The sequence below is a fragment of the Ruegeria sp. HKCCD4884 genome, from assembly GCF_013110855.1.
In the GTDB taxonomy this organism is placed as follows: domain Bacteria; phylum Pseudomonadota; class Alphaproteobacteria; order Rhodobacterales; family Rhodobacteraceae; genus Ruegeria.
In genome coordinates this window covers 26,226-49,167 of record NZ_WVRJ01000011.1, presented here as the reverse complement: position 1 = coordinate 49,167, position 22,942 = coordinate 26,226, and the positions used below count along the sequence as shown (strand labels likewise).

Annotated in this window: 24 protein-coding genes; 9 read left to right on the top strand and 15 right to left on the bottom strand. The window is 57.9% G+C overall.

Annotated elements, in window-relative coordinates; all coding sequences use genetic code 11:
- The first annotated feature begins 208 nt into the window (after positions 1-208).
- A complete protein-coding gene (locus GS636_RS16080; protein ID WP_171093240.1) occupies positions 209-859 on the top strand; it encodes a peroxiredoxin in 651 nt (216 codons plus the stop codon).
- 218 nt (positions 860-1,077) lie between these two features.
- Here the strand turns inward: GS636_RS16080 and GS636_RS16075 are convergent, their stop codons facing one another.
- Positions 1,078-1,767 carry an outer membrane protein gene (locus tag GS636_RS16075; RefSeq protein WP_171670641.1) on the bottom strand — a complete coding sequence of 230 codons (690 nt, stop codon included), beginning with the start codon at positions 1,765-1,767 and terminating at the stop codon, positions 1,078-1,080.
- A gap of 255 nt (positions 1,768-2,022) precedes the next feature.
- On the opposite strand from GS636_RS16075, the gene GS636_RS16070 reads away from it, so the two are divergent.
- Entirely contained in the window at positions 2,023-2,658 is a 636-nt protein-coding gene (locus GS636_RS16070; protein WP_171670638.1) for a DUF1326 domain-containing protein, read from the top strand.
- 6 nt (positions 2,659-2,664) lie between these two features.
- On the opposite strand, the gene GS636_RS22915 is transcribed toward GS636_RS16070, so the two are convergent.
- The 3 genes from GS636_RS22915 to GS636_RS16055 form a co-directional block, all read right to left on the bottom strand.
- Positions 2,665-3,669: a Hint domain-containing protein gene (locus tag GS636_RS22915; protein WP_171184323.1), complete on the bottom strand. Its 1,005-nt coding sequence runs from the start codon at positions 3,667-3,669 to the stop codon at positions 2,665-2,667.
- Positions 3,670-3,847: 178 nt separating this feature from the next.
- On the bottom strand, positions 3,848-5,995 hold the full coding sequence (pnp, locus tag GS636_RS16060) for a polyribonucleotide nucleotidyltransferase (protein WP_171184321.1): 2,148 nt from the start codon (positions 5,993-5,995) through the stop codon (positions 3,848-3,850).
- 194 nt (positions 5,996-6,189) lie between these two features.
- Positions 6,190-7,074, bottom strand: coding sequence for a hypothetical protein (locus GS636_RS16055; protein WP_171670636.1), 885 nt, complete (start codon positions 7,072-7,074; stop codon positions 6,190-6,192).
- 332 nt (positions 7,075-7,406) lie between these two features.
- On the opposite strand from GS636_RS16055, the gene GS636_RS16050 reads away from it, so the two are divergent.
- Positions 7,407-9,008: a BCCT family transporter gene (locus tag GS636_RS16050; protein WP_171670634.1), complete on the top strand. Its 1,602-nt coding sequence runs from the start codon at positions 7,407-7,409 to the stop codon at positions 9,006-9,008.
- Positions 9,009-9,068: 60 nt separating this feature from the next.
- On the opposite strand, the gene GS636_RS16045 is transcribed toward GS636_RS16050, so the two are convergent.
- Entirely contained in the window at positions 9,069-9,839 is a 771-nt protein-coding gene (locus tag GS636_RS16045; RefSeq protein ID WP_171105792.1) for a nuclear transport factor 2 family protein, read from the bottom strand.
- Between the two features lie 181 nt (positions 9,840-10,020).
- Between GS636_RS16045 and GS636_RS16040 the strand changes: the two genes are divergently transcribed.
- Entirely contained in the window at positions 10,021-10,398 is a 378-nt protein-coding gene (locus tag GS636_RS16040; RefSeq protein ID WP_171670631.1) for a helix-turn-helix domain-containing protein, read from the top strand.
- Positions 10,399-10,488: 90 nt separating this feature from the next.
- Here GS636_RS16040 and rpsO read toward each other — a convergent pair whose 3' ends face one another.
- The 6 genes from rpsO to rbfA all read right to left on the bottom strand — a co-directional run bounded on the left by rpsO (position 10,489) and on the right by rbfA (position 14,606).
- Positions 10,489-10,758, bottom strand: coding sequence for a 30S ribosomal protein S15 (gene rpsO, locus GS636_RS16035; RefSeq protein WP_170329634.1), 270 nt, complete (start codon positions 10,756-10,758; stop codon positions 10,489-10,491).
- 143 nt (positions 10,759-10,901) lie between these two features.
- Complete coding sequence (locus GS636_RS16030) at positions 10,902-11,891, bottom strand: calcium-binding protein (protein WP_171670629.1); 990 nt, start codon at positions 11,889-11,891, stop codon at positions 10,902-10,904.
- A 94-nt stretch (positions 11,892-11,985) separates the two neighbouring features.
- Positions 11,986-12,489 carry a DUF1643 domain-containing protein gene (locus GS636_RS16025; protein ID WP_171670626.1) on the bottom strand — a complete coding sequence of 168 codons (504 nt, stop codon included), beginning with the start codon at positions 12,487-12,489 and terminating at the stop codon, positions 11,986-11,988.
- 21 nt (positions 12,490-12,510) lie between these two features.
- Entirely contained in the window at positions 12,511-13,416 is a 906-nt protein-coding gene (truB, locus tag GS636_RS16020; protein WP_171670624.1) for a tRNA pseudouridine(55) synthase TruB, read from the bottom strand.
- Positions 13,417-13,470: 54 nt separating this feature from the next.
- Entirely contained in the window at positions 13,471-14,214 is a 744-nt protein-coding gene (locus GS636_RS16015; protein WP_171670622.1) for a phosphodiester glycosidase family protein, read from the bottom strand.
- Complete coding sequence (rbfA, locus tag GS636_RS16010; RefSeq protein ID WP_171093264.1) at positions 14,211-14,606, bottom strand: 30S ribosome-binding factor RbfA; 396 nt, start codon at positions 14,604-14,606, stop codon at positions 14,211-14,213. The genes GS636_RS16015 and rbfA overlap by 4 nt, the downstream gene beginning before the upstream one ends.
- A 91-nt stretch (positions 14,607-14,697) precedes the next feature.
- Between rbfA and dapB the strand changes: the two genes are divergently transcribed.
- Together dapB and GS636_RS16000 are read left to right on the top strand one after the other, a co-directional pair.
- Entirely contained in the window at positions 14,698-15,507 is an 810-nt protein-coding gene (dapB, locus tag GS636_RS16005; protein WP_171670620.1) for a 4-hydroxy-tetrahydrodipicolinate reductase, read from the top strand.
- 39 nt (positions 15,508-15,546) lie between these two features.
- Positions 15,547-16,230 carry a DUF2306 domain-containing protein gene (locus tag GS636_RS16000; RefSeq protein WP_171670619.1) on the top strand — a complete coding sequence of 228 codons (684 nt, stop codon included), beginning with the start codon at positions 15,547-15,549 and terminating at the stop codon, positions 16,228-16,230.
- Here GS636_RS16000 and GS636_RS15995 read toward each other — a convergent pair.
- From GS636_RS15995 to GS636_RS15985, 3 genes are read right to left on the bottom strand one after another with little or no spacing between them, the layout of a single operon-like run.
- On the bottom strand, positions 16,217-16,885 hold the full coding sequence (locus GS636_RS15995; RefSeq protein WP_171670617.1) for an ureidoglycolate lyase: 669 nt from the start codon (positions 16,883-16,885) through the stop codon (positions 16,217-16,219). The genes GS636_RS16000 and GS636_RS15995 overlap by 14 nt on opposite strands.
- Entirely contained in the window at positions 16,882-17,472 is a 591-nt protein-coding gene (locus GS636_RS15990; protein ID WP_171184307.1) for an HD domain-containing protein, read from the bottom strand. The genes GS636_RS15995 and GS636_RS15990 overlap by 4 nt, the downstream gene beginning before the upstream one ends.
- On the bottom strand, positions 17,469-18,605 hold the full coding sequence (locus GS636_RS15985; RefSeq protein ID WP_171670615.1) for a TauD/TfdA family dioxygenase: 1,137 nt from the start codon (positions 18,603-18,605) through the stop codon (positions 17,469-17,471). The genes GS636_RS15990 and GS636_RS15985 overlap by 4 nt, the downstream gene beginning before the upstream one ends.
- 100 nt (positions 18,606-18,705) lie before the next feature.
- Between GS636_RS15985 and GS636_RS15980 the strand changes: the two genes are divergently transcribed.
- Positions 18,706-19,560 carry a LysR family transcriptional regulator gene (locus GS636_RS15980; protein ID WP_171670613.1) on the top strand — a complete coding sequence of 285 codons (855 nt, stop codon included), beginning with the start codon at positions 18,706-18,708 and terminating at the stop codon, positions 19,558-19,560.
- 4 nt (positions 19,561-19,564) lie between these two features.
- Here the strand turns inward: GS636_RS15980 and GS636_RS15975 are convergent, their stop codons facing one another.
- The gene (locus tag GS636_RS15975) at positions 19,565-19,747 is read right to left on the bottom strand and encodes a DUF1674 domain-containing protein (RefSeq protein ID WP_171093279.1); all 183 of its coding nucleotides are present in this window, start codon (positions 19,745-19,747) and stop codon (positions 19,565-19,567) included.
- Between the two features lie 88 nt (positions 19,748-19,835).
- On the opposite strand from GS636_RS15975, the gene GS636_RS15970 reads away from it, so the two are divergent.
- On the top strand, positions 19,836-21,095 hold the full coding sequence (locus GS636_RS15970) for an RsmB/NOP family class I SAM-dependent RNA methyltransferase (RefSeq protein WP_171670610.1): 1,260 nt from the start codon (positions 19,836-19,838) through the stop codon (positions 21,093-21,095).
- Between the two features lie 90 nt (positions 21,096-21,185).
- On the top strand, positions 21,186-22,925 hold the full coding sequence (locus GS636_RS15965; RefSeq protein ID WP_171184299.1) for a heparinase II/III family protein: 1,740 nt from the start codon (positions 21,186-21,188) through the stop codon (positions 22,923-22,925).
- Positions 22,926-22,942: the final 17 nt, after the last annotated feature.

Sequence of the window (22,942 nt, the reverse complement as noted above, 5' to 3'; positions counted from 1 at the left end):
TCCTCCTGATGGATCGGCACTAACCCAGTTGTCAGCGCATACTCTGGCAGCCATACCAAGATCGAGCAATAGCGAATTTGATCAAATTATTTTCCTTTAACGCGGTCGAATTCCGTATCCCTGAGCGCAGGGGATGGTTTAACCTGCGCGCAAAGTGACTAGGTTCCAAGCAACCGACTCAGGTTTTTAACAGGAAAGGAGATGCCCCATGGGTTTGCGCATCAACGATACCGTCCCAAATTTTACAGCAGAAACGGATCAGGGCACCGTTCAGTTTCACGACTGGATCGGCGACAGCTGGGCTATTTTGTTCTCGCACCCAAAGGATTTCACCCCTGTTTGCACCACCGAGTTTTCGGCTGTTGCGCAGCTGAATGACGAATGGGCCGCGCGCAACACCAAAGTAATCGGCGTATCGGTCGATGGGGTCGAAGACCACAAGAAGTGGAAGAAGGACATCGAAGAATACGGCAAGGCCAATCCCGGTTTCCCGATCATCGCCGATGACGGTTTGGCCGTGTCCAAAGCCTTCGACATGTTGCCCGCAGAAGCCTATCTGCCTGACGGTCGCACTCCGGCTGACAGCGCAACTGTGCGTTCGGTTTTTATCATCGGCCCGGACAAGCAACTGAAACTGTCGATGACCTATCCAATGACCGTGGGTCGGAACTTCGCCGAGATCCTGCGCGCTCTGGACGGGCTGCAGATGTCGGCTAAGGGCGTTGCAACCCCGGCTAACTGGGTGCCGGGCGAAGATGTGATCATTCCGCCTGCAGTGTCGAACGATGAAGCAAAAGAGAAGTTCGGCGAGTTTGAAACGATCTTCCCTTATCTGCGCAAAACCAAGGCACCGTCCTAAATCGGTTGCCGGTTCAGGGGGCTGTCTGCCCCCCCATCGCGCCTGTCGGCACGATTCCCCCCGAAGGTATTTTCGGCCAGATGAAGCAGGCGGTTGTTACGGGCAGGGCGATCCAAAGTACATCCGACGTGAGTTGTGTTGCTTGAATGCCCCCGCACCTTGGGTGCGAGGGCAAGAAGGCGGCAGAAAACCGGAGAGAAACCTGACGCCCAAAGCGATCAGAACTTGTAGCGCAGCCCGAAATTGACGCTGAATGTGTCCAGATCGTCTTCAACTGTGCCCGTCAACGCGCCGTTCGGGGCCAACCGCTCCGACGATACGTCAAAGGCGCGGGCATAGCGGGCGTCTACGGTAAAGGCGGTCGACGGGTTGATGTCATATGCCACGCCTGCGATCACCTGAGCTGCAAAAGCGGTGTCGCTGTCATCCAGTGCCACACCGGGGCCGTAAGCGAAATCCAGATCCGAGTAGGTGGCACCCAGACCAAACCCTGCAAACGGGGTCAGCGCACCGGCTTGTTTGAAGTCGAACAAGATGTTGGCAAAGAGCGAGGTTTGCGAAACGTCGCCAGAGATGTTGCCTTCTGGTGCTGGTCCGTTGCCGGTAAAGTTCACACCATCCACGTCGCTGTCGCGATAAGAAAGCTCCAGTTCGATTCGTGTTCCGATCGTGTCATTGGACCACTGCGGGATCTCTTTACCAATGGCCACGCCCAGGCCGAAACCTGCATCAAAGTCTGTATCGACCGATTGTGTTGCGCCCCCGATTGTGCCCGAAAAGTCGCTGTCTTGCAGTTGGCTGTAGCCGATAAAGCCCTGAACATAGGTGCCGTCACCCAGGCTTTGTGCGGTTGCTGCGGTTGTGCCCAGCATCAGGGCGGCGGAGGTCAGGATGAAACGACTAACCATGATCATGTCCTTTGTTCCAAAACGTTTCCCTGCTTAGATCATGTGTCTGGTGGTGCATGGAAAGGGTTCCGGCGGTCACATCGGGTCACTCTAATTTGGCGCCATGTGATAGAATAAATCGCTTGTTCGAGTTGTTGTCGCTGAATGGCAGGCCGTCGATTTCTGATCTGCGCCGGGACGTGCTAGTATGGCTCAAGGGGGCTGTTCCACAGGCGAAGGCCATCGGGATTTCACTGTACTTTGCAGGAGAGAACCATGGCGTTTACAGATTGGTATGTTGAAGGAGAAAGCTTCGGAAACTGCAATTGCGGTTATGCCTGCCCTTGCCAATTCGAAGAACTACCCACCCACGGAAACTGCCGGGGCTTCGAAGTGCTAGAGATTGGCACAGGGTATTTCGGTGACACTGATCTGGGTGGTGCCAAGGCCGCGCTGATCTATGCCTGGCCGGGGCCTATTTTCGAGGGCGGCGGAGAAATGCAGGTTGTCATTGATCCTGCTGCGACCCCAGCACAGCGCGCGGCGCTGGAAAAGGTCTTTCACGGTGAGGAAACGGAGGAGATGGCGACGCATTGGTACGTGTTCCGTGCCATGTGCGAAAAGGTGCACGACACGCTCTACCTGCCGATTGATTTCGAAATGAACATGGAAGAGCGGACCGCCCGTGTGTCCATCGGCGATGTGCTGAGCTCGACAGGTCGCCCCATTGAAGCCCCTCATGGCGGGGGACCGCATCGCGTACGAATCGATATTCCTGGCGGTATCGAGTTCTCTGTGGCCGAGATCGGCTGCGCTACAACGCGCGCAGACGCGGCGATCAAGCTGGATTTGAACGACAGCTATGGCCAATGGCACGTTTTGAAACACGGGCCGGGTGGTGTTGCCCACTAAACCGAGTTAGGCGGCCTTCTTAAGCGCATTTGGGTAAACCCGCCAATTTGGAACCTTCAGGTCTGATTTCAGCATTCCGGCTTCGAAAGGTTTAAGGACCGGTAGCACCGTTGGTCCGTAACCAGTCGCGCCGTGGGACAGGTCCGGGAACAGGTCGAACAACTTGCGCAGGGTGGCAGGTGCCATTGCACTGAGGGTCGTGTCGCCGGGATAAAAGGATTCGGACCAGATTCCTTCGACATTCACCAGCTCATGCTGATCTAAAAGGATGTGAACATATTCGATCCCTTGCTCAGGCGGGTCCTGCACAATGCTTTGCCCATTTATCAACGCCTTCGCCGGGGCCAACATCACGGTCTCGCCATGCATCAGTTCCATCATCGCTGAGGTTACAGCGACCCGATGTTGCGGCGACACCAGCAGGTCGCGCGTGGGGCAGTTCGGACCGAAACAGCCCGCCTTGAAACGCACTGGGCACAGATGCGGAGAGGAGCGCAGCTCTTGCGTCGACAGATGCCGTCGACCGATCCAGCGCACCGGGCGGATGCGTCCACCTGTGGTCAGGACAGGGTCCCCAGGTTCCAGTTCTTCCACCTGGCGCTGCCCGGTGGGGGTCAGGATCAGCGACCCTGTGGTGAAGCACACGAAAGACGGCAAGCTCTGATACGGGGTAGAAGATGCGGTGCCGCCAAAGCTGGTGTCTTCGATGGTGTCATTCAGCGCAGCTTGCCCCGAAGTGACGATGATATAGCGCGGGTTGCTGAACTGGATCAGGGTGAAACTGACAGGCGCGCCGTTGATCGTTCCGGTATACGTCTCGAACGTACTGAAATTCTGAGACGAGGCGGTAAAGCCCGGCAGCCCGGACAGGTCCAATTGGGTGCTGTCGGGGTCTGGGTCATCTAAGATCGCGTCGTTGTCCGTTACTTCAACAGAATACGCGGCCGTGATATCGACGTTGCGTGTGCTGAACGGGTCTGCACTGATTTCATAGACTGTAATCGTGGCCACGGTCGCACAACATCCCTGAGAGCAACTAAGTCACCCTTAAGGTTGTGCTAATACGTTTAAGAAACGTTAATGGTTGATTTACCTAGACCAGATTACGGGGGGAGTGGTCGGAGCCACACCTTAACAAAAAAGGCCCCGGACAGCGCCGGGGCCTTTCGAGCCAGAAGATAGGTACAGATTACTCTGCGTCTTCTTTCTTTTCTTTCTTCTCGGGAACGATCTCTTCGCCGGTTTCCTGATCGACGACTTTCATCGACAGGCGGACCTTGCCGCGATCGTCAAAGCCCAGCAGCTTGACCTTCACTTCCTGACCTTCCTTCAGAACGTCTGACGGATGGTTCAGGCGGCGGTTTTCGATCTGGGACACGTGGACCAGACCGTCGCGCTTGCCAAAGAAGTTCACGAAGGCGCCGAAATCGACGATCTTGACCACTTTACCGGTGTAGATCTGACCTTCTTCCGGTTCGGCCACGATCGAGTAGATCATGTCATAAGCCTTCTGGATCGATTCACCATCGGGCGAGGCGATCTTGATCACACCGTCGTCGTTGATGTCGACCTTGGCACCCGAAACCTCAACGATCTCACGGATGACCTTACCGCCCGAGCCGATCACTTCGCGGATCTTGTCGGTCGGGATGTTCATGGTCTCGATGCGCGGGGCGTGGACCGAGAATTCGTTGGTCTCGGACAGGGCTTTGCCCATCTCGCCCAGAATGTGCATCCGACCTTCTTTGGCCTGTGCCAGAGCGGTTTCCATGATCTGCGGCGTGATACCTGCGACTTTGATGTCCATCTGCAGCGAGGTGATGCCGTTCTCGGTACCTGCCACTTTGAAGTCCATGTCGCCTAGGTGGTCTTCGTCACCCAGGATATCGGTCAGAACAGCGTAATCGCCATCATCTTCTAGGATCAGACCCATGGCCACACCGGCAACCGGTGCTTTCAGCGGAACACCTGCGTCCATCATCGACAGCGAACCGCCGCAGACAGAGGCCATCGAGGACGAGCCGTTCGATTCAGTGATTTCCGATACCACGCGCACGGTGTAGGGGAAGTCGGTCGGCGCAGGCAGAACCGCCTGCAGCGCGCGCCATGCCAGTTTGCCGTGACCGATCTCACGACGGCCGGGCGAACCCACGCGGCCCACTTCACCCACCGAATACGGAGGGAAGTTGTAGTGCAGCAGGAAGTTCGATTTGAAGTTGCCGTGCAGCGCGTCGATGAACTGCTCATCGTCGCCGGTGCCCAGCGTGGTCACGGCCAGCGCCTGTGTTTCACCACGGGTGAACAGGGCGGAACCATGAGTACGGGGCAGCAGCGAGGTTTCGGCTTCGATGGCGCGTACATCGGTGGTCGAACGACCGTCGATGCGCTTGCCGCCTTTGACGACGTCGCCGCGCAGAATACCGGCTTCCAGCTTTTTCATCGCCGATCCAAGATTGGCGTCTTCCAGCTGTTCCTCGGTCAGCGCTTCTTTGATCGCTTCGCGGGCAGCGGCAACAGCGGCGGTGCGCTCTTGCTTGTCGGTGATCGCGAAGGCGGCGCGCATCTGCTCTTCACCGGCTGCGGAAACAGCGGCGTAAAGCTCCGAGTAATCGGGGGCGACGAATTCAAAGGGCTCTTTGGCGGTTTCTTCGGCCAGCGAGATGATCAGGTCGATGACCGGCTGGATTTGCTCATGCGCAAAGGTCACGGCACCCAGCATTTCGGCTTCGGACAGTTCGTAAGCTTCCGATTCCACCATCATCACGGCGTCTTTGGTACCGGCCACAACCAGATCCAGACGCTGTTCGGGGTTCAGGCGCAGGTCCTGCATATCGTCTACGGTCGGGTTCAGGACGTATTCGCCATCCACGAAACCAACACGGGCACCAGCGATCGGGCCCATGAACGGCGCGCCGGAAATGGTCAGGGCAGCCGAAGCAGCGATCATTGCAACGATGTCGGGATCGTTGACCAGATCGTGAGACAGCACGGTGCACATCACCAGAACTTCGTTTTTGAAGCCGTCAACGAACAGCGGGCGGATCGGACGGTCGATCAGACGCGCGGTCAGCGTCTCTTTCTCGGTCGGGCGCGCCTCGCGCTTGAAGAAGCCACCCGGAACTTTACCGGCGGCATAGTATTTTTCTTGGTAGTGTACGGTCAGCGGGAAAAAGTCCTGACCGGGTTTTTGTTGCTTGGCAAAGGTCACGTTGGCCATGACGCTGGTTTCGCCCAGCGTGGCAATCACGGTGCCGTCCGCCTGACGGGCAACCTTGCCGGTTTCCAGTGTCAGCGTCTCTTCGCCCCACTGAATCGATTTCTTCGTTACATCAAACATATGCGTATCCTAGAACGGAGCACTCCCGCCCCTGCGGGTCTCCGGTTTGCATGGCGGCCCCATTGCCGCCGACCCCACTTTATCTTCCATTCGAGTGCCGGGGTCAGGGCACAACGTCTCAGATACCGCGCGCATACATGAGAATGCGTTGGAAGGAAAGAGAAACCGCATAACGCTGAGACGGTTTCCCCCACTCAGAAAGATCGCTCACGGGACTTGCGTAGTGCGCGGATGTCCGTTGCTGTTTCAGGACCGGGTTGCGGACTGGTTGCCTGTAAAGGGGCCGCGCCGCTGTGTTTCAGAAACGCCAGAGCGCTAACCGACCAGATCCAGGAGTTCAGCCAAAGCAGGGCAGAACTTGCTGCGATTCCCTTCAGAATAAGGTCTAAGTCGAAATCGGGCAGAGACTGAGTCAGAATGATCGAGATAACGGAAATGAAGATAGGCAGAAGCGCAAATAGCGCTGTCAAAAGTCCGAAATAAAACTGAAGCACGATCGAGAAGAAAAAAACGCAGAACAATGGGATGAAACTGCGGCCAAAGCCGTAAAAAAACCCGCGGCTTGGTGCGCCGTAGCCAGCTTCCTGCGCGGCGCTGGCCATAGGGACGGCCATCACGGCACTGACCGCTGCATAGACGACGTACAAAACGATAGCTGTGCTGCCGAAGGTAAGCAGAACTAACGATGTCTGAACTGGTTCCGCAGCATCTTTGACCGCTGTCAATGAGATTGGTTGATCAAGCCTCCAGAGCGCAAAAATCGTTGAGGCAACACTTACCATTATACTCAGAGCGCCAAGCACGATCAGAAAAAACACTCCGTATTTGACAGCATTCAGAATGAGTATCTTTAGGTCAGTGCGACGCGTGTCCCCTTTGATTGCAAGGGCGGCCCGTATGCCAAACAGGGTTATTATTGCAGAGTTGACTGGTTCGCTCAGTGTATCTGCATAACCGGCTGTAATGATGTCCAAAAGCGACGACACAATCGATGAAAGGAAAAAGATAATGATTACCGGAACGATCATCCGCGAAAAAACGCCGAATGACATAGGGACAGCTTTTAGGATGAGAAACATAGAACAGGTCCGAAAACTATGTATGCAATGGTCAGGTATAGTGACTTGGTGTGTGAAACGTGAACTTGTCGAAAAGATCGTTTCAGTAGGTTCTACTTATTGGAGAGAGATGCGCAAGTGATGTTCAGTTCAGTTGTGCGATCTGAAATCCGGACAGGGCAATCACATAGATAAAGCTGAATGCATTTTGCAAAAATATGAAGGCAGTTTAAGATTTTACGAATAAGCCCACGGTCGAGATGACGGAAACGCGCCAAGGGGGTAACTATCTCATAACCGTCCGCCGACCGAATACCTTGGCGTTTGCAAATAGCGAACAGAAGGGCAATCGAATGGCACAAACAAAGAAGATGCTGGATCCGGACCCCCGGATTTACGACTTCGAAACGGAATATGAGCTGGGGCAGGATAACGTCCGGCCATTTGGTCTGGATATTCACAACCCGGTTTTTCTGATCTCGAGTATTTTGATCTTTGCGTTCGTTCTGATCGCATTGGCCAACCAAGAGGCTGCGGCTTCTTTCTTCGGCTGGCTCCGGCCTTGGCTGACCAGCACCTTTGACTGGTTCCTGGTTCTTTCGGTTGACGCCATCACCCTGTTCTGTCTGGTTCTGATCATTCTGCCGGTCGGCAGTGTTCGGATCGGCGGCAAGGATGCCAAGCCTGACTATTCCTATGCCGGATGGATCGCGATGATGTTCGCCGCCGGTATTGGTATCGGTCTGCTGTTCTTTGGCGTGATGGAGCCGGTTTACTATAACTTTGCCGAAGGCGGGAATGCGCGGCCCTTGGGCATTGATATCGCAGTTCCAGGCAATGAATACATCGGCATCGTCGGCACAATCCACCATTGGGGGCTGGAAGGTTGGGCAGTCTATGCCGCTGTGGGCCTGAGCCTTGCGATTTTTGCCTACAACCTGAATCTGCCGCTGACCCTGCGGTCGGCCTTTTATCCGATCCTGGGCGAACGTGTCTGGGGCTGGTGGGGCCATATCATCGACACGCTTGCTGTGTTTGCGACGTTGTTCGGCCTGACGACCTCTTTGGGTCTTGGGGCGCAACAGGTTGCGGCTGGGCTGAACGAGGTGTTCGGCATTGAACCCAGTCCGACCGTGACCGTCCTGCTGATCATCGGCATCACCATGATCGCGCTGGGATCAGTCCTGATGGGCATGGATGCAGGTGTGAAACGGCTGAGTGAGATCAACATGATCATGGCTGTGGGCTTGTTCCTGTTCGTCATTGTTGTCACCGGCGTTGGCACAGCCATCGCGCGGTATTTCAACGTGATGGTGGATTACGTGACGCACCTTCCAGCGCTGTCCAATCCGTTCGGGCGAGAAGACACCAGCTATTTCCACGGCTGGACGACGTTCTACTGGGCCTGGTGGATCGCATGGTCACCGTTTGTGGGTATGTTTATTGCCCGCATCTCGAAGGGTCGCACGGTGCGAGAGTTCATCCTCTGCGCGCTGCTGGCCCCGACGGCGGTCTGCGCCCTGTGGATGTCGACCTTTGGCGGTGCGGCCATCGACATGCTGAACGCAGGCGGAGCCGAAGGCGTCCGCGCCACCGTAATCGACAGCTACGCCCCCGAAGGCGCGCTGTTCGGCTTCCTGAAAGAGCTGCCGCTTTATGGCATCGTCGCGCCCATCGCGTTGATCCTGATCGTAGTGTTCTTTGTCACCTCGTCCGACTCGGGCTCGCTGGTGATCGACACGATTACGGCAGGCGGCAAGATGGATGCGCCAGTTGTACAGCGCGTGTTCTGGTGCACGTTGGAGGGTCTGGTCGCTATCGCCCTGCTGCTTGGGGGTGGGTTGTCCGCCCTGCAAGGCGCAGCGGTGTCTACGGGGATACCGTTCACGCTGGTGGTTCTGATGATGTGCTACTGCCTGTGGCTGGCGCTGAAATCGGAAAAGGCGAAGATGTAAATACGACCGCTATGAAAATTGAAAACGCCCACCAGATGGTGGGCGTTTTTTGATCCGGTATTAAAACTTGCCGTTGTCATGCGCCATTTCAGACGGGATGGGTGAGACAACATCCCAATGCTCAACAATTTTCCCGTCCTCTACGCGCCACAGATCAAAGAAGGCCCATGGCTCACCGCCCATGATGGCATCGGTGGCCACGAAGACGAAATTGCCCTCAGCTACGGCGAACTGAGGCTCGAACTTAGTGATCACCATGCCTTGCGCGGCGAAAGCGTCGATCGCGGCCATCAATCCGGCCAGACCGTCCTCAATAGAAGGATTGTGCTGCATATAGACCTCTGGGTCCATGTAGGTTGTGACGTTCTCTGGCGCGGCACCGCCCAGCACATCACGCACAAAGCCCAGCACCAGCGCCTTGTTTTCTTGGGTTTTATCGAGGTCGGTAATTTCAACCGGCCCGTCCGTCATGCCACGCCCTGACGCGGTGGTTTCTGGGATGGGTTGCAGATTGTCCCAGTGTTCGACAACCTTTCCATCTTCCACGCGGAAGATATCAAAGGCCGCAAGCGAAGAGGCTCCAAACGCGTCGGCATTGTCATAAGTGTTGTGCAGCACAACCATGTCGCCTTCGGCAATCACACGGTGGGTTGTGGCAGTCATGCCGGATTGTCCAACCAATGGGATCAGCCCCATCAGCCCTTCAGCGCCGGTCGGAACCTGCGGATTGTGCTGGATGTAATCGGCGCTCACCATCTGGCGTGCGGCTTCTGGGTCGTGATCGATAAAAGCGGCTGAGAACAGGGCGAGGACAAGCTCTTTAGGGGTCATGGTCAATTCCTGATGATTCGAGTTGTGCTGATAGTAAGTATTAAAAACGCACCACATTTCAGTTACGCACTAAACAGTCACGAGGTTACTCCTAGGATACTCCATTAAAAAACATAGCCTTGCGATTATTTCGGGAGGTTCTATTGTTGTTATAAGTTACTAAACCGCACCAGAGGTCCTCATGCTCCCCATTGGCGTCAACAGCAAGGCCGAAGCGTCCAACTGCTCGATCCGTTCGGTTCTGTCCAACGTCACCGGCAAATGGCGGATGATCACCATTTTGGCCCTTGAGGATGAGCCGAAACGGTTTGGAGAGCTCAAACGCTGTATTGGGGACGTGACGCAACGTGTGTTGACCGAAAACCTGAGAGGGTTGCAACGGGATGGGTATCTGACTCGCACTGTCGATCCCGGCCCGCCTGTTGCGGTTTCTTATGCGCTGACACCTTTGGGTCGCGACCTGTTGGAGCTGCTCAAGCCGCTTGTCTATTGGTCACACGAACAAATGGATCAGGTCAAATCCGCGCGCATGGAATATGAACGGGCCCACCCAGATTGAGGGCACCTGACTCCCAGCTGGTTGACCTGCACAAAAAAACGCCCGCCAAAGTGACGGGCGTCTGAAATCTGCAAGCGATGCGATCCGACCTTAGCGGCGGATGCCCAGCTTTTTGATCAGGTCCTGATAACGCGCTTCTTCTTTGCCCTTCAGGTAGTCCAGCAGCTTACGGCGCTGAGCAACCATTTTCAGCAGACCACGACGACCGTGGTTGTCTTTTTTGTGGGTCTTGAAGTGCTCGGTCAGGGTGTTGATGCGCGAGGTCAGGATGGCAACCTGTACTTCAGGCGAACCGGTGTCGCCTTCTTTGGTTGCGAATTCTTGCATGACGCGTGCTTTTTCAGCGGCAGTGATCGACATCGGGGTCTCCTTTAAAGGTTAGAGTTGATGGCGCAGGCCGGGATGTCGTCCAGCGCAGGCCCATGGAGAAAACCGCACCGATTCCGATGCGGATGGGCGCGTATAAGCGGATTTTTATCAAATGGCAAAGGGAATCTGCGGGGTCAGACCATCTGCCCATACTGTTCCAGTTGGGCTTCGGTGATCAGTTGGATATCGGCTGCCGTCATCCCTTCGGCACCATACACCTGTGCCACTTCCTGACTGTTGATGATCACCCGTGTAAGATTTGAGTCTTCAGCGTCAGGTTCCACGGCTATTTCAGGCTCGGATTCGTTCTCCCAGGTGACAAGCAACTTATCCTCACCCGGCTGGAACCCCATGACGGTAATATCGTCTTCACCTTGTCCCACCACAATGTCATCGGCCCCCTGACCACCCGTCACGACGTCACCGCTGCCGGCAACAAGAGTGTCATTGCCGGCACCGCCATTCAGGAAATCTTGCTCGGCTGCACCCTCTTCGATGCCGAATACAAAATCGTCCCCGTCGCCGCCAAAGATCGCATCCTCGCCTGCATCTCCGGTCAGGACATCATCCCCAAATCCGCCCTGTAGTGCGTCATCATCAGCCCCACCTGCCAAAGTATCATCGCCCTGCCCACCATAGAGCTCATCTTCGCCCTCGCCTCCGTCCAGAGTGTCGTCGCCGAAATGCCCGAACAGAGCGTCATTGCCCGTGTCCCCAAACAGCAGGTCATCATCCGCTTCGCCATGCAGGACATCGTTGTCCCGCCCGCCATAGATGGTATCTATCTCGTCGCCGCCATGCAGGACGTCGTCCCCCTGGCCCCCGTGGATCGTATCTTCACCGCCGTAGCCGTTGATCTGATCCACGCCGTCCCCTCCGGTGATGATGTCCGGGCCGTCTTCGAATTCGGAAAGGACGATACCGGTGGACAGGGGTTCGACCTCGGTTTCGACGGAGTCTTCGACGTTTTCGCCGATTTCCAGAAATTCCCCGGTTTCGGCTTCGGTCGGCGGCTCATCTTCGGGAATGTCTTCTGACGTGCCCTCGTCTTCGATCAGCATGTCGCTCATCGCGTAGGCTGCACCGCCAATGGCGGCCAGTCCGATCAATCCGGCCAGAAACATGACACTCCTCCGATAGCAGAATGCTCCGAGGATGAGTGTTTCATGCCGGGGACAGCGGCGTCAAAGGCAAGTCTTTGAAATGGTTAATACTTTATCACCACCGCTCGGGCTGCTGGGTGTAGGCGATGTAAAGGGGGTGTTTGGGGTGCCCGTCTTTGGTCAGCCCCAGATGGAACAGGGGTTGTCCGGTCGCCCTCAACAGCTGTTCAACTGCCGGACCACGGTCCAGATGTGCGCCATGGGTGCCCCAGGCGGCGACGACCTGATCGGCCCAGTCCACGCCGTCCAGAATAGCTTTGTCATTCGCAGGCCCGACCGGATCGGTTGCGGCGCGCATCTTGCGCGGGTCAGTGTCGCGCCAGGCAAAGATGTTGGTCACCTGAAACGCGCCAAACCCTAAGGCCCGCGCACGCCGTTCGCAGCGCTCCACCGTGGGGTCGTTCTGCACCTCGGTCGCAGTCGAGGGGTTCAGCATAACAAACAGCGCTTTTCGGCCTGTCGAATCCCATATGCGGGTCAGGCTATAGCGATAGTTCTCGCAATCGGAATAGACGGCGGTTGAGGGCGCATCGCCCTTGGTATGTGTTCGGGTGATCATGCCAACCGCCTAGCACGTGTTTCAGGAAACGAACACCCGGCTGGGATGCAGCTCGCCTGATTTGTAGACACCCACAGCCACCGCTTTACCATCCAGCGAGGCCCAGGCTTCATCGCCGTATTCGACGTCTGATGCCAGCACCATGCCGGGATTGCCGTTGCGCAGGCGAGTGGCACCCTCAGGGGTGCATTTCAATTCGGGCAGGTCCGACAGGCCGGTTTCCAGCGGGTGCAGATACGCGTCCAGTGCAGTGGTCTTGGCCATATCGTCGATCTGTTCGATGGTCAGCCCGTCTTCAGCTTCAAACGGGCCGGACCAGATGCGGCGCAGTTCCTTGACGTGGCCGTGGCATCCAAGTGCCTCACCCAGATCGCGCGCGATTGAGCGCACATAGCCTCCTTTGCCGCAGGTCATCTCTAGCACAACGTGGTCTTCGTCCGGTCGGTCGACAAGGATCAGTTCCTCGACCCAAAGGGGGCGGGCGGCCAGATCCACATCTTCGCCATCGCGGGCCAGTTTATAAGCGCGCTGGCCGTCGATCTTCACGGCAGAAAACTTAGGCGGAACCTGCATGATGTCGCCCAAAAACGGGGTCAGCGCCTGTTTGATGTCCTCATCCGAAGGGCGCGCATCGCAGCTTGCGATCACTTCGCCCTCGGCATCGTCGGTATTGGTTGCTTGACCCAAACGCACAGTGAACGTGTAAGCCTTCAGCGCATCGGTGATATAGGGAACGGTTTTGGTCGCTTCACCCAAAGCCACGGCCAGAACGCCAGTAGCCTCTGGGTCCAGTGTGCCCGCGTGGCCTGCCTTTTTGGCGTCCATCGCCCAACGCACCTTGTTGACCACCGACGTAGAGGTCATGCCCGCAGGCTTGTCCACAACCAGCCAACCGGAAATTTCGCGACCCTTGCGTTTGCGTCCCATCTTGCACCTTGCCTTTTGCTGAGGCGCGCGGGTTAACGGATCACACCCGCCCTGTCAATTTGCAGGCATGTCCTCAACTACACCCACAATCGGTCCCAAGGAGAATCCCAGATCCGAGCGATTGCCTGCCCGGTCATACATCCGTGAGATATTGCCATCCAGAAATAGCGCGTTTGGGGTGTTCAGAACATCGCGAAACAGGCTGCCGAATTCGTGGAAGGTGACATAATCCTCTGAGATCGCAAAAACGGTCCGCGTGCCATCGGCGCTCGTGCCAACACCGTTGCGGATATAGCGCGAGGTCGAATCAGGCAGAAAGCGCGGGTGCAGTCCGCCGTCGATCACCAGCATTGGGCCGGATTGGGTGGCAAAGCGGCAGGTGGGGGCCTGGTCGACGAAATCCAGTGTCTCGAACACATCGGCGCGCCCGTCACGGATGCAGAACACGCCATTGGGCAGCAGGCCGAAGTTGCCGGGGCCGGGGTTCGGGATCACCCGCATCTGCTCCTGCCCATCCTCGACATAATGGCCGACGGGCGAGCGGTCGTCGTGATACATGCCGGCGTTCATCGCAAAGGCCAGCCGTTTGCCCTCGGGTTCAAGCGTCTCGTTAACCGATGAGAAATGCCCCAACACTTCGCCGTCTTCACCATTCAGAAACAGGCGCAGATCTGCTGCAGTCGCATCGACCTCGCAGACGGTGTAGCGCAGATCCTCATGAGTCACCTTTTCGCAGGTCACCGCAGAGGCTTGCGCGGCCCATAAAGCCGCGCCCAAAATGGTCAGTGCCCGGATCACTCGTCCAGATCGCGGCGCACCGCGTCCTGCTGGAACATGCGGCGGGTGTCGTCCAGACGGTCAAACGTGTCATCCAGACGGAACCGCAGATCGGGCGAGAACTTCAGGTTCAGTTTCTTGCCGATCACGCGTCGTAATTCGCCTTTATTGCGGGCCAGCAGGTCGATCACGTCCTCTTGCCCTTTGCCGCCCAGAGGCAGCACATAGGCGGTGGCGATTTTGAGATCGGGCGAGGTACGGACCTCACCCACGGTGATTGACATGCGGTTCAGGTCGGGGTCGTGGACATCTCCGCGCGCCAGAACTTCGGACAGGGTGCGACGGATCAGTTCGCCGACACGCAGCTGTCGTTGGGAAGGGCCGGGGCCATCGTGGAATTTGTTCTTTGCCATATCTCCGATCTAAGCCCAAAGCGGGGCTTTGCCAAGCGGGCGCGAACGGGGTAGGAGGCTTTGAGCCGACTTAGCGAAAAGGACCAGCGCAATGACCCATATTCCGGGGATCGTCATCACAGGGGCTTCGGGCCGTATGGGGCAGATGCTGATCAAGACTGTCACCGACAGCGAACAGGCGCGTCTGGTTGGTGTGGTGGAACGTAAGGGCCATGACTGGATCGGTAAGGATGTGGGCGAGGCCATGGGTGGTCAGGCGCTGGGCGTCACCGTCACCGATGATCCGCTGGAGGCGTTTGCGCAAGCGCAGGCGGTGATCGATTTCACCGCGCCCGAAGCGGCTTTGGAATTTGCCGCTCTGGCTGCGCAGGCGCGTTGTGTTCATGTCATCGGCACTACGGGCATGTCCGACGAACAAATCGCGGCACTTGAACCGGCATCACGCCACGCCGTGATCGTGCGGTCGGGCAATATGAGCCTTGGTGTAAACCTGCTGGTGCAACTGACCAAGAAAGTCGCTGCCGCATTGGATGAAGACTTCGATATCGAGATCATCGAAGGCCATCACCACCTCAAGGTCGACGCGCCCTCGGGCACAGCGTTGATGCTGGGTGAGGCGGCCGCGGAAGGGCGCGGCGTCAATCTGGCGGATGTGTCTGATCGAGGCCGTGATGGCATCACCGGTGCGCGCAAGCGGGGTGATATCGGCTTCCACGCCATTCGCGGCGGCGATATCGTTGGTGAACATGATGTGCTGTTCGCTGCCCCCGGAGAACGCATCGTCCTGCGCCATTTGGCCTCGGACCGCGCGATCTTTGCCCGCGGCGCGCTGAAGGCGGCGCTGTGGGGGCAGGGCAAAGCGCCGGGTCAGTATGACATGGTGGATGTGCTGGGTTTGTAGGCCCTTAGACGGATCGCCTTAAGGCGCTAAGGTCAGATCATGCGGATCCTGAAATCGCGTGTGGCAATCGGATTGTTGTTGGCAGTGTTCTATCTGACGCTGCTGCCGTTTGTGCTGCATGGATTTGGTATGATCAGCATTGGGCTGTCGCATGATGCGCCTGCGCAAAGCTATTTGTTTGCAGACGGTCAGAGCGTCGGCAACGCGGCGATGATTCTACATATCTTTGCCGGAACGGTGTTGGTAACACTGGTGCCGCTGCAACTGTTCCGCGCCCTTCGGCAACGCTTCAACTGGTTTCACCGCGCCTTGGGTGCTGTGCTGATTGCGCTGGCTCTGATCACCGGGCTGGCCGGGATGACCTATATTCCCCTGCGTGGAACAATCGGTGGTCCAGTCATGACTGCCGGCTTTTTCCTGTATGGCCTGTGCCTGTTTACCTCGGCGCTGATGTTGGCGCGCATGGCGCTTTGCAATGATCGCGCGGGGCACTGGGCCTGGGGGCTGCGGCTGTTCTGGCTGGCGCTGGGATCATGGCTCTACCGGGTGCATTACACACTTTGGTATCTGCTGACCGGCGGGCTGGGGTCAGAGCCCGACTTCTCGGGCCCTTTCGATCTGATTCAGAACTTTGCGTTCTACGTGCCCTATTTGCTTGCGGTGCAGATATGGATCGCGCGCAAACGGTTGGGGCATCAAGGTGTTTTGGTCACAGTTCCTTGATCCTGTCTTCGCGCAATGGGCAGGCCAGGTACACACCGAACTCTTTCCCGATATCAGCGCTGACTCGTGCGTGAACCGCACCCTGTCGGTCTAGGAATCTTTGGTCATCTTCGACCGGGAATATCCCCTCGTGCCAGATGCCCGGATGGATATAGAGGCCACGCGAGCCGTCGCACCAGAACGCCACCACCTTGTCGGGCGTCAGGTTGTCACCGGGCAGAGCGGCGGGGACAATGAAAGGCTTGTTGTCCAATGGCCAAAACATCTGTCCGCCATCGGGGTGATAGTTCATGTGCCAGAGCAATACCTGATCACGAGGCGCGGTTTGCCGATCCGTCTGCGCGGTTTGCGGATCCGTGGACCAGCCAAGAACGTAATGCCCTTTGACGGCTTCGTTCTCGCCATACAGCACGTCGCCTCGCCAGTCACATTTGAACGTGCCTTCGACCCAGCCGCCTTCGTCGCCGGTGCCTTCGTCTATGGGGCGCCAACCTTGTTGCGGCCAGCGGACGATCTCGATTTCAAAGGTCTCGGGGTCATCGACCAGACAGCCATAGCCTTTGACCGTCTCTTCCGTTGCGCGGATCAGAGGAACTTTGTGCCAGGGTAGCGAGGGCTTGGAACTGGCCTCGAAGATGTATTCAGGTGCAGTCATGACGTGCCCAGATGTTTGTCGACCATGCGCTGCACCATGGGTGCGAAATGGGCGAAATCGGGGGTCTCCATATCCGCGCGTTTACCGGCCTCATCCAGATAGCGCACCTGAATGATCTCTTTCAGGTTTGGGTTGGATTCGAATGCGGTAACCTCTTCTTCGCTCATCGGGCCGCCCTGCAGTTCCAGCGTATGAACCGAGGCGGCAGACAAGCGCTGGAAATACTCGGGCTTGGTGGCGCAGAGATACCGTTTGGCCGCCACGTGATAGCGGCAGCAATCGGTGATGACCGAGGGGAAGAACTGTTCCAGCACCTCGGCCCCTGCATCCTCGTGATGGCGGTCTTCGGTATCGTCGGGGTGATAGGTGCCAAATTCGGAGGTGAAATGGCCAATGTCGTGCAGCAACGCGCCGACGATGATTTCTTCAGGCTGGCCGTTCTGCTCGGCGATGGTGGCCCCTTGCAGCATGTGTTGGGCCATGGTGACAGGTTCGCCCAAATATTCCTCATCGCCGCGGCGCTCGAAAATATCACCGATGAACTCTACGATATTGTCACGGTTTAACGTCGAGAAATCGGGTTTCATTCAGCGGCCTCCGGGTGCGTTATTTCCATCGCGGCGAGTGTGGACAGCAAGCCGTCCTTGTCAGCATAGCATCCCTGCAACCAGCGTGAGCCCGCGCCGGAATAGCCCAGCCGCGCATGCAAGACGCGGGTGTTATCGACGATGAAGCTTTCGCCGGGTTCAAGCTTGAACGACACGCCCATAGCAGGGTCGTCGATGATCTCGCCGAATTGACGGTAGGCGGCATAATACGCTTCCATCTGTTCGAAGGGGATGTCCACAAACGGCGCAGTTGAGCGGTTGTTGAAACGGACGCCGATCAACTCTCCGTCCGGAGACAGTTCGATCATCGGACGGCGCGATTGCAGCCAAACCCCGTCTGAACCCTTGTATTCGAACCGCGCCGGGTAGCCGGCCAACAGGGCAAAGCCTTCGGGATTCTGCGCACGCAGCTTTTCGGCCGCGCGGAAACCATCGACCACGATCGAATCTCCGCCTTCGGCAGAATTCTCAAGGCAATACAGGATTTGCAGCGTTGGCACCGGATCGCGATACGGGTTGTCGGTATGCGCCTGCAAGCCAAGTCCGGTATAGGCAAGGTTGGTCGGGTTCACCTCAGTCCGCACTTCGAAATAGGGTCCATAGTTCGTCTCGCGTACATAGCCGAACAAATCAGCCACTTTCAGCAGCGATTCAGGTTCGGTCGGGCCACCTGTTAACTTGGCAAACCCGAATTCCGCGACGGCTGCCAGCCAATCACGCTTGGCGGTCGGGCTGACGTGAACTTCATTCCAGTCGCCGCTGGGTGCATTGATGCCGCTTTCCCACGTGGTGATGCCCGGGGCGATGCGACCAAACGCGTTTTCCTGATCGCGGTCATAGATTTGGTCTGCCAACCATTCGGCGGGGAAGACCACGGTCTTTTCCTCGGGCTGGAACGTGATCTTCAGATCGCCAGAAACAACCTCGGCCGCGCTGATTGAGACGTCGGACGGAATGTCGCCGATCGTGATCAGGCGCTGACCGTTTCCGGGTGAGCGGGTCTCAGGATCAAGCGCGTTGTCGCGCAACCAGATCGCGTGAAAGCGGGCTTCGGCTCCGGTGTCGAATGCGACGGTCACGACCGAAGCGTCATAAGTGGCGGTGCGCAGCATTGGGGGGTCTCCTGTTCGGCGCGAGCTTTGGTTGAGCAGATACGCCGTTCATGGCATTACGACAATTAATCCTTATTTCCGCTGAGGCTTGGAAAAACTTATGGCTAAGAAAAAGATCGGACTGCCGCCGCTGGACTGGTTGCGCGTGTTCGAAGCTGCGGGGCGTTTGGGTGGATTCTCGGCTGCGGCCAAAGAGTTTGGTTTGACTCAGGCCGCTGTAAGCCAAAGGATCGGTAATCTCGAGGCATGGCTGGGCCGGTCTTTGTTCGTGCGCGAAGCGCGGGGCGTGTCGCTGACGGTGGAAGGCGAGAGCTATTTGCCTTTGGTGCAAGACAGCTTGCAGGCGTTAGAGCGCAATACCGAGGATCTGTTCGGAAAGTCCCCACGAGAGCTGCGCGTCGCCGGATTGTCGTCCAACATTCACGCGCTTGTCCTGCCGGCCTTGCCAGCGTTTCAAAAACTGCGGCCCGGGGTTCGGGTGCTGACCGATTCAGGGGCACGCCGGTCGACTTTGGATGAAGAGCGGACCTGGCTGCAAATCCGATATGGCCGTGGCATTTGGGCCGGGCGCGATGCGGCCTTGATCGCGCATGAGGTTCTTGTGCCTATGGCGGCACCGGGAATCGAGTGGGGTGCGCCTTTGATCGATTTGCGCGGAGAACGCCCCGGATGGCGGGAATGGGCCCAGAAATGCAATCAGGAGGATGCACCGCCGTCCCAAATCAGTTTTGATTCGATGGAACACGCGATCTCGGCAGCGCGGCGCGGGCTGGGAGTAGTGCTGGGATCGGTTCCTCTGGCTTTCGCCGACCTTCAAGAGGGCCGGTTGCGCAGAATGGGCCTGCCGGAATTGCAAACCAAAGACGGGTACTGGCTAACCTGGCCCGAAGATCGGGCGAAGTCCAAAAAACAACGCGCATTGATCGAAGACTTTTTACAGGCGCTGCGCGGCTGAGCGCTTAGAAATCGATGGCGATGCCCTTCTTTTCCCAATCGCCATAGCGGGCCGGGTCCGGTCCGTCGCGCCCGCCCAGTTCCTTGGGCAACGCCTTGGCCTCAGCCTCGGCTTTGCGCCGACGTTCTTCCGCTTCGGCCAGTGCGCGTTGGGCGGCTGGGGGCAGGTCTTTGCGGTCGTCACTCATGACATCGGGTTCCTTTCCGTGCTGTGTCTTGATATACGCCCGCGTCCGCCATTGGCAATGCGGGCGCAAGTCACAGTAAGGCGGTACCATGGCAAACAGCGCAACAGCAGCACGGCGCAGCGCAATCTATCTTCTCGATCAGGTTCTGGGTGAGGGTCGCCTGTTGTCCGAATGTCTCGCAGCGGGTGCATTGGACAGGCTGGGGCCTGAAGATCGCGCGCGTGCTCAACGGTTGGCGTTGGAGACCTTGCGCGGGCTGGAACGCGCCGACAGGTTGCTGGACAATCACTTGAATCGCACGCCTGCTCTGACAGTCCATAACGCGCTCAGGCTGGGCGCAGTCGAGCTGTGTAACGGTGAAGCGGCGCATGGTGTGGTGAATTCCATGGTCGAGATCATTAGCCGTTCGCGCAAGCATGGGCGTCTGAAGGGCCTGGTGAATGCGGTTCTGCGCAAGGTGGCCGCCGAAGGCCCTGAAGCCTGGCCCAAAATGCGTGTCCCGCGTTTGCCGGAATGGCTTCGCGATCCCTTGACTATGGCGTGGGGCGCGGGTGCCGTGGCTGGAATGGAACAGGCGCATTTCACAGGCGCACCGCTTGATCTGACTTTGAAGCCGGGGTCGAATGGTCCCGCGGGCGACGTGCTGCCGACAGGCTCAATTCGTCTGCAGGATGCCGGTCAGGTTTCGGCCCTGCCGGGATACAAAGCCGGGGACTGGTGGGTGCAGGATGCGGCGGCTGCCTTGCCTGTTCGCGTCCTGGCCCCGAAGGCCGGTGAGAACGTGCTGGATCTTTGCGCTGCGCCCGGTGGCAAAACGATGCAACTGGCTGCGGCGGGGGCGGATGTCACCGCGCTGGATGTTTCAGAAGCTCGGATGGAGCGGGTACGCGAAAACCTTGCACGGACGGGTCTGACAGCGCAGGTCATTGTCGGCGATGCGCTGGAACATGAAGGTCAGTATGACGCGATTCTGCTGGACGCACCGTGTTCGGCAACAGGTACAATAAGGCGGCACCCGGATTTGCCTTTCGCCAAGGATGGGTCTGAATTTGGCGGCTTGATCGAGCTTCAGACGCAGATGCTGGCCCATGCATGGGGTTTGCTGAAACCCGGCGGGCGTCTGGTTTATTGCACCTGTTCTTTGTTGCCGGACGAAGGTGAAGTGCAGATCGAAGAGGCGCTGGAGATGTATTCCGACATGAGCGTGGATCGCGACGCAGTGAACATATCAGGTGTTGATACGGATTGGATAACAGAAGAAGGCGGCCTGCGTCTGCGGCCTGATTATTGGCCGGATCGCGGTGGCATGGACGGGTTCTACATCGCCTGTCTGACCAAATCCGCCTAAGCGCACGCTTTTCGATGACTTGACGATCGGCGCGGTCTATCGTTGGGTCTCAAGCGCCAGCAGAGCGCAAGGGGCAGAGTAACACACGTCATGTCGAACTCGGACACCATGACCAGTCGGTGGATGCGGTTTCAGAACCGTTTCTACGCGCGCCTGAGCCAGCGGCAAAAGGCGGTCACGGGGTTTGTCGCGCAACCGGATCCGCGCACTGTGGGCTCGTTTGCGCGTGGTCGGCAACTGGTTGCCGGAAACCTCTTGTTCGCCGGGTACCTGGTCGAGGCGGAAGACACCGGATTGTGGGACGTCGCAGCCCCCAGCGCAGGTTTCGATGATGAACGCCATGGTTTTGCCTGGCTGGACGATCTGGCTGCGGTTGGAGACATGCGCGCACGCGAAAAGGCGCAGCGCTGGGTTTTTGGCTGGATCGAAGCGCATGGTCGTGGCCAAGGTCCCGGCTGGGTGCCTGATCTGACCGGTCGGCGCGTCATGCGCTGGATCAACCACGCGATTTTTCTGTTGCGTGGGGCAGATGACAGGCAAAGCAAGTTGTTCTTCCGCTCCCTGGCGCAACAGACATGGTTTCTGTCCAAACGCTGGCAGGCGGCGACCCCCGGCCTGCCCCGATTTGAAGCTTTGGCGGGACTGGTTCAGGCCGGGCTGGCGTTGGAAGGGCTGGAGCATATGGCCGATCCGGCGTTGCGGGCGCTTGCCAGCGAATGTGATCGGCAGGTGGACGCGCAGGGTGGTATTCCAACGCGCAACCCAGAGGAGTTGCTGGAAGTTTTCACACTGCTGAGTTGGACGACGGCGGCGCTGAATGATCTGGGGCGCGGAGCGCCTGTCGCGCAGGTCAATGCAATCAAGCGGATCGCGCCGACCCTGCGCAGCTTGCGCCACGCGGATGGTGCTTTGGCGCGGTTCCACGGTGGTGGGCGCGGAGTCGAGGGGCGTCTGGAACAGGCCCTAGCCCAAAGCGGCGTCAAGCATAAGGCGGCGACCGAATTGCCGATGGGCTATGCGCGCCTGTCTGCTGCACGTACCACAGTAATCGTGGATTCCAGCGCACCGCCCACTGGTGCGGCCTCGTTCAATGCACATGCCTCTACGCTGGCGTTCGAGTTGACCTCGGGGCGGCGTCCGTTGATCGTGAATTGCGGGTCGGGGGCCAGCTTCGGGTTGGAATGGCGACGCGCTGGGCGGGCAACGCCCTCGCATTCGACATTGTGCCTGGATGGGTTTTCCAGCGCGCGGTTGGCCAATCCATTGCCGGGCCGCGAAAGTCAGGCGTTGGTGGATGCGCCACAGGACGTGCCAGTTGATTTCGAGGACGCGTTTGAAGGCATCCGCTTCATGGCCGGTCATGACGGATATGCCAAAGTGTTCGGCCTGACCCATGCCAGGACTTTTGAGTTGCGGTTCGATGGCCGCGAGCTTGCGGTCGAGGATATTTTGCTGACTGCGACCGACAAGGCGAAGCGCCAATTCGACAAGGCGATGGACGCCTCAGCGCTCAAGGGGATCGGGTACGATATCCGTTTTCATCTGCATCCTGACGTGGATGCCGCGCTGGATTTAGGCGGGGCGGCGGTGTCCATGGCGCTCAAAAGCGGTGAGATCTGGGTTTTCCGTCATGATGGCATTGGAAAATTGTCCGTCGAGCCAAGCGTTTACCTTGAAAAAGGGCGATTAAAGCCACGCGCGACAAAACAGATCGTTCTATCCGGGCGCGCAATGGAGTATGCGACGCGCATCCGGTGGACGCTAAGCAAGGCGCAGGACACAGCCTATGCCGTGCGCGATACGCACCGGGACGAGCCAGAATTCGACTGACGCCAAAAGGACCTTTG

Excerpts from the sequence above, each read along its gene's own strand:
- GS636_RS16080 (WP_171093240.1), top strand. The coding sequence starts at position 209 with ATGGGTTTGCGCATCAACGATACCGTCCCAAATTTTACAGCAGAAACG.
- GS636_RS16075 (WP_171670641.1), bottom strand. The coding sequence starts at position 1,767 with ATGGTTAGTCGTTTCATCCTGACCTCCGCCGCCCTGATGCTGGGCACA.
- GS636_RS16070 (WP_171670638.1), top strand. The coding sequence starts at position 2,023 with ATGGCGTTTACAGATTGGTATGTTGAAGGAGAAAGCTTCGGAAACTGC.
- pnp (WP_171184321.1), bottom strand. The coding sequence starts at position 5,995 with ATGTTTGATGTAACGAAGAAATCGATTCAGTGGGGCGAAGAGACGCTG.
- GS636_RS16055 (WP_171670636.1), bottom strand. The coding sequence starts at position 7,074 with ATGTTTCTCATCCTAAAAGCTGTCCCTATGTCATTCGGCGTTTTTTCG.
- GS636_RS16050 (WP_171670634.1), top strand. The coding sequence starts at position 7,407 with ATGGCACAAACAAAGAAGATGCTGGATCCGGACCCCCGGATTTACGAC.
- GS636_RS16045 (WP_171105792.1), bottom strand. The coding sequence starts at position 9,839 with ATGACCCCTAAAGAGCTTGTCCTCGCCCTGTTCTCAGCCGCTTTTATC.
- GS636_RS16040 (WP_171670631.1), top strand. The coding sequence starts at position 10,021 with ATGCTCCCCATTGGCGTCAACAGCAAGGCCGAAGCGTCCAACTGCTCG.
- rpsO (WP_170329634.1), bottom strand. The coding sequence starts at position 10,758 with ATGTCGATCACTGCCGCTGAAAAAGCACGCGTCATGCAAGAATTCGCA.
- GS636_RS16030 (WP_171670629.1), bottom strand. The coding sequence starts at position 11,891 with ATGTTTCTGGCCGGATTGATCGGACTGGCCGCCATTGGCGGTGCAGCC.
- GS636_RS16025 (WP_171670626.1), bottom strand. The coding sequence starts at position 12,489 with ATGATCACCCGAACACATACCAAGGGCGATGCGCCCTCAACCGCCGTC.
- truB (WP_171670624.1), bottom strand. The coding sequence starts at position 13,416 with ATGGGACGCAAACGCAAGGGTCGCGAAATTTCCGGTTGGCTGGTTGTG.
- rbfA (WP_171093264.1), bottom strand. The coding sequence starts at position 14,606 with ATGGCAAAGAACAAATTCCACGATGGCCCCGGCCCTTCCCAACGACAG.
- dapB (WP_171670620.1), top strand. The coding sequence starts at position 14,698 with ATGACCCATATTCCGGGGATCGTCATCACAGGGGCTTCGGGCCGTATG.
- GS636_RS16000 (WP_171670619.1), top strand. The coding sequence starts at position 15,547 with ATGCGGATCCTGAAATCGCGTGTGGCAATCGGATTGTTGTTGGCAGTG.
- GS636_RS15995 (WP_171670617.1), bottom strand. The coding sequence starts at position 16,885 with ATGACTGCACCTGAATACATCTTCGAGGCCAGTTCCAAGCCCTCGCTA.
- GS636_RS15990 (WP_171184307.1), bottom strand. The coding sequence starts at position 17,472 with ATGAAACCCGATTTCTCGACGTTAAACCGTGACAATATCGTAGAGTTC.
- GS636_RS15985 (WP_171670615.1), bottom strand. The coding sequence starts at position 18,605 with ATGCTGCGCACCGCCACTTATGACGCTTCGGTCGTGACCGTCGCATTC.
- GS636_RS15980 (WP_171670613.1), top strand. The coding sequence starts at position 18,706 with ATGGCTAAGAAAAAGATCGGACTGCCGCCGCTGGACTGGTTGCGCGTG.
- GS636_RS15975 (WP_171093279.1), bottom strand. The coding sequence starts at position 19,747 with ATGAGTGACGACCGCAAAGACCTGCCCCCAGCCGCCCAACGCGCACTG.
- GS636_RS15970 (WP_171670610.1), top strand. The coding sequence starts at position 19,836 with ATGGCAAACAGCGCAACAGCAGCACGGCGCAGCGCAATCTATCTTCTC.
- GS636_RS15965 (WP_171184299.1), top strand. The coding sequence starts at position 21,186 with ATGTCGAACTCGGACACCATGACCAGTCGGTGGATGCGGTTTCAGAAC.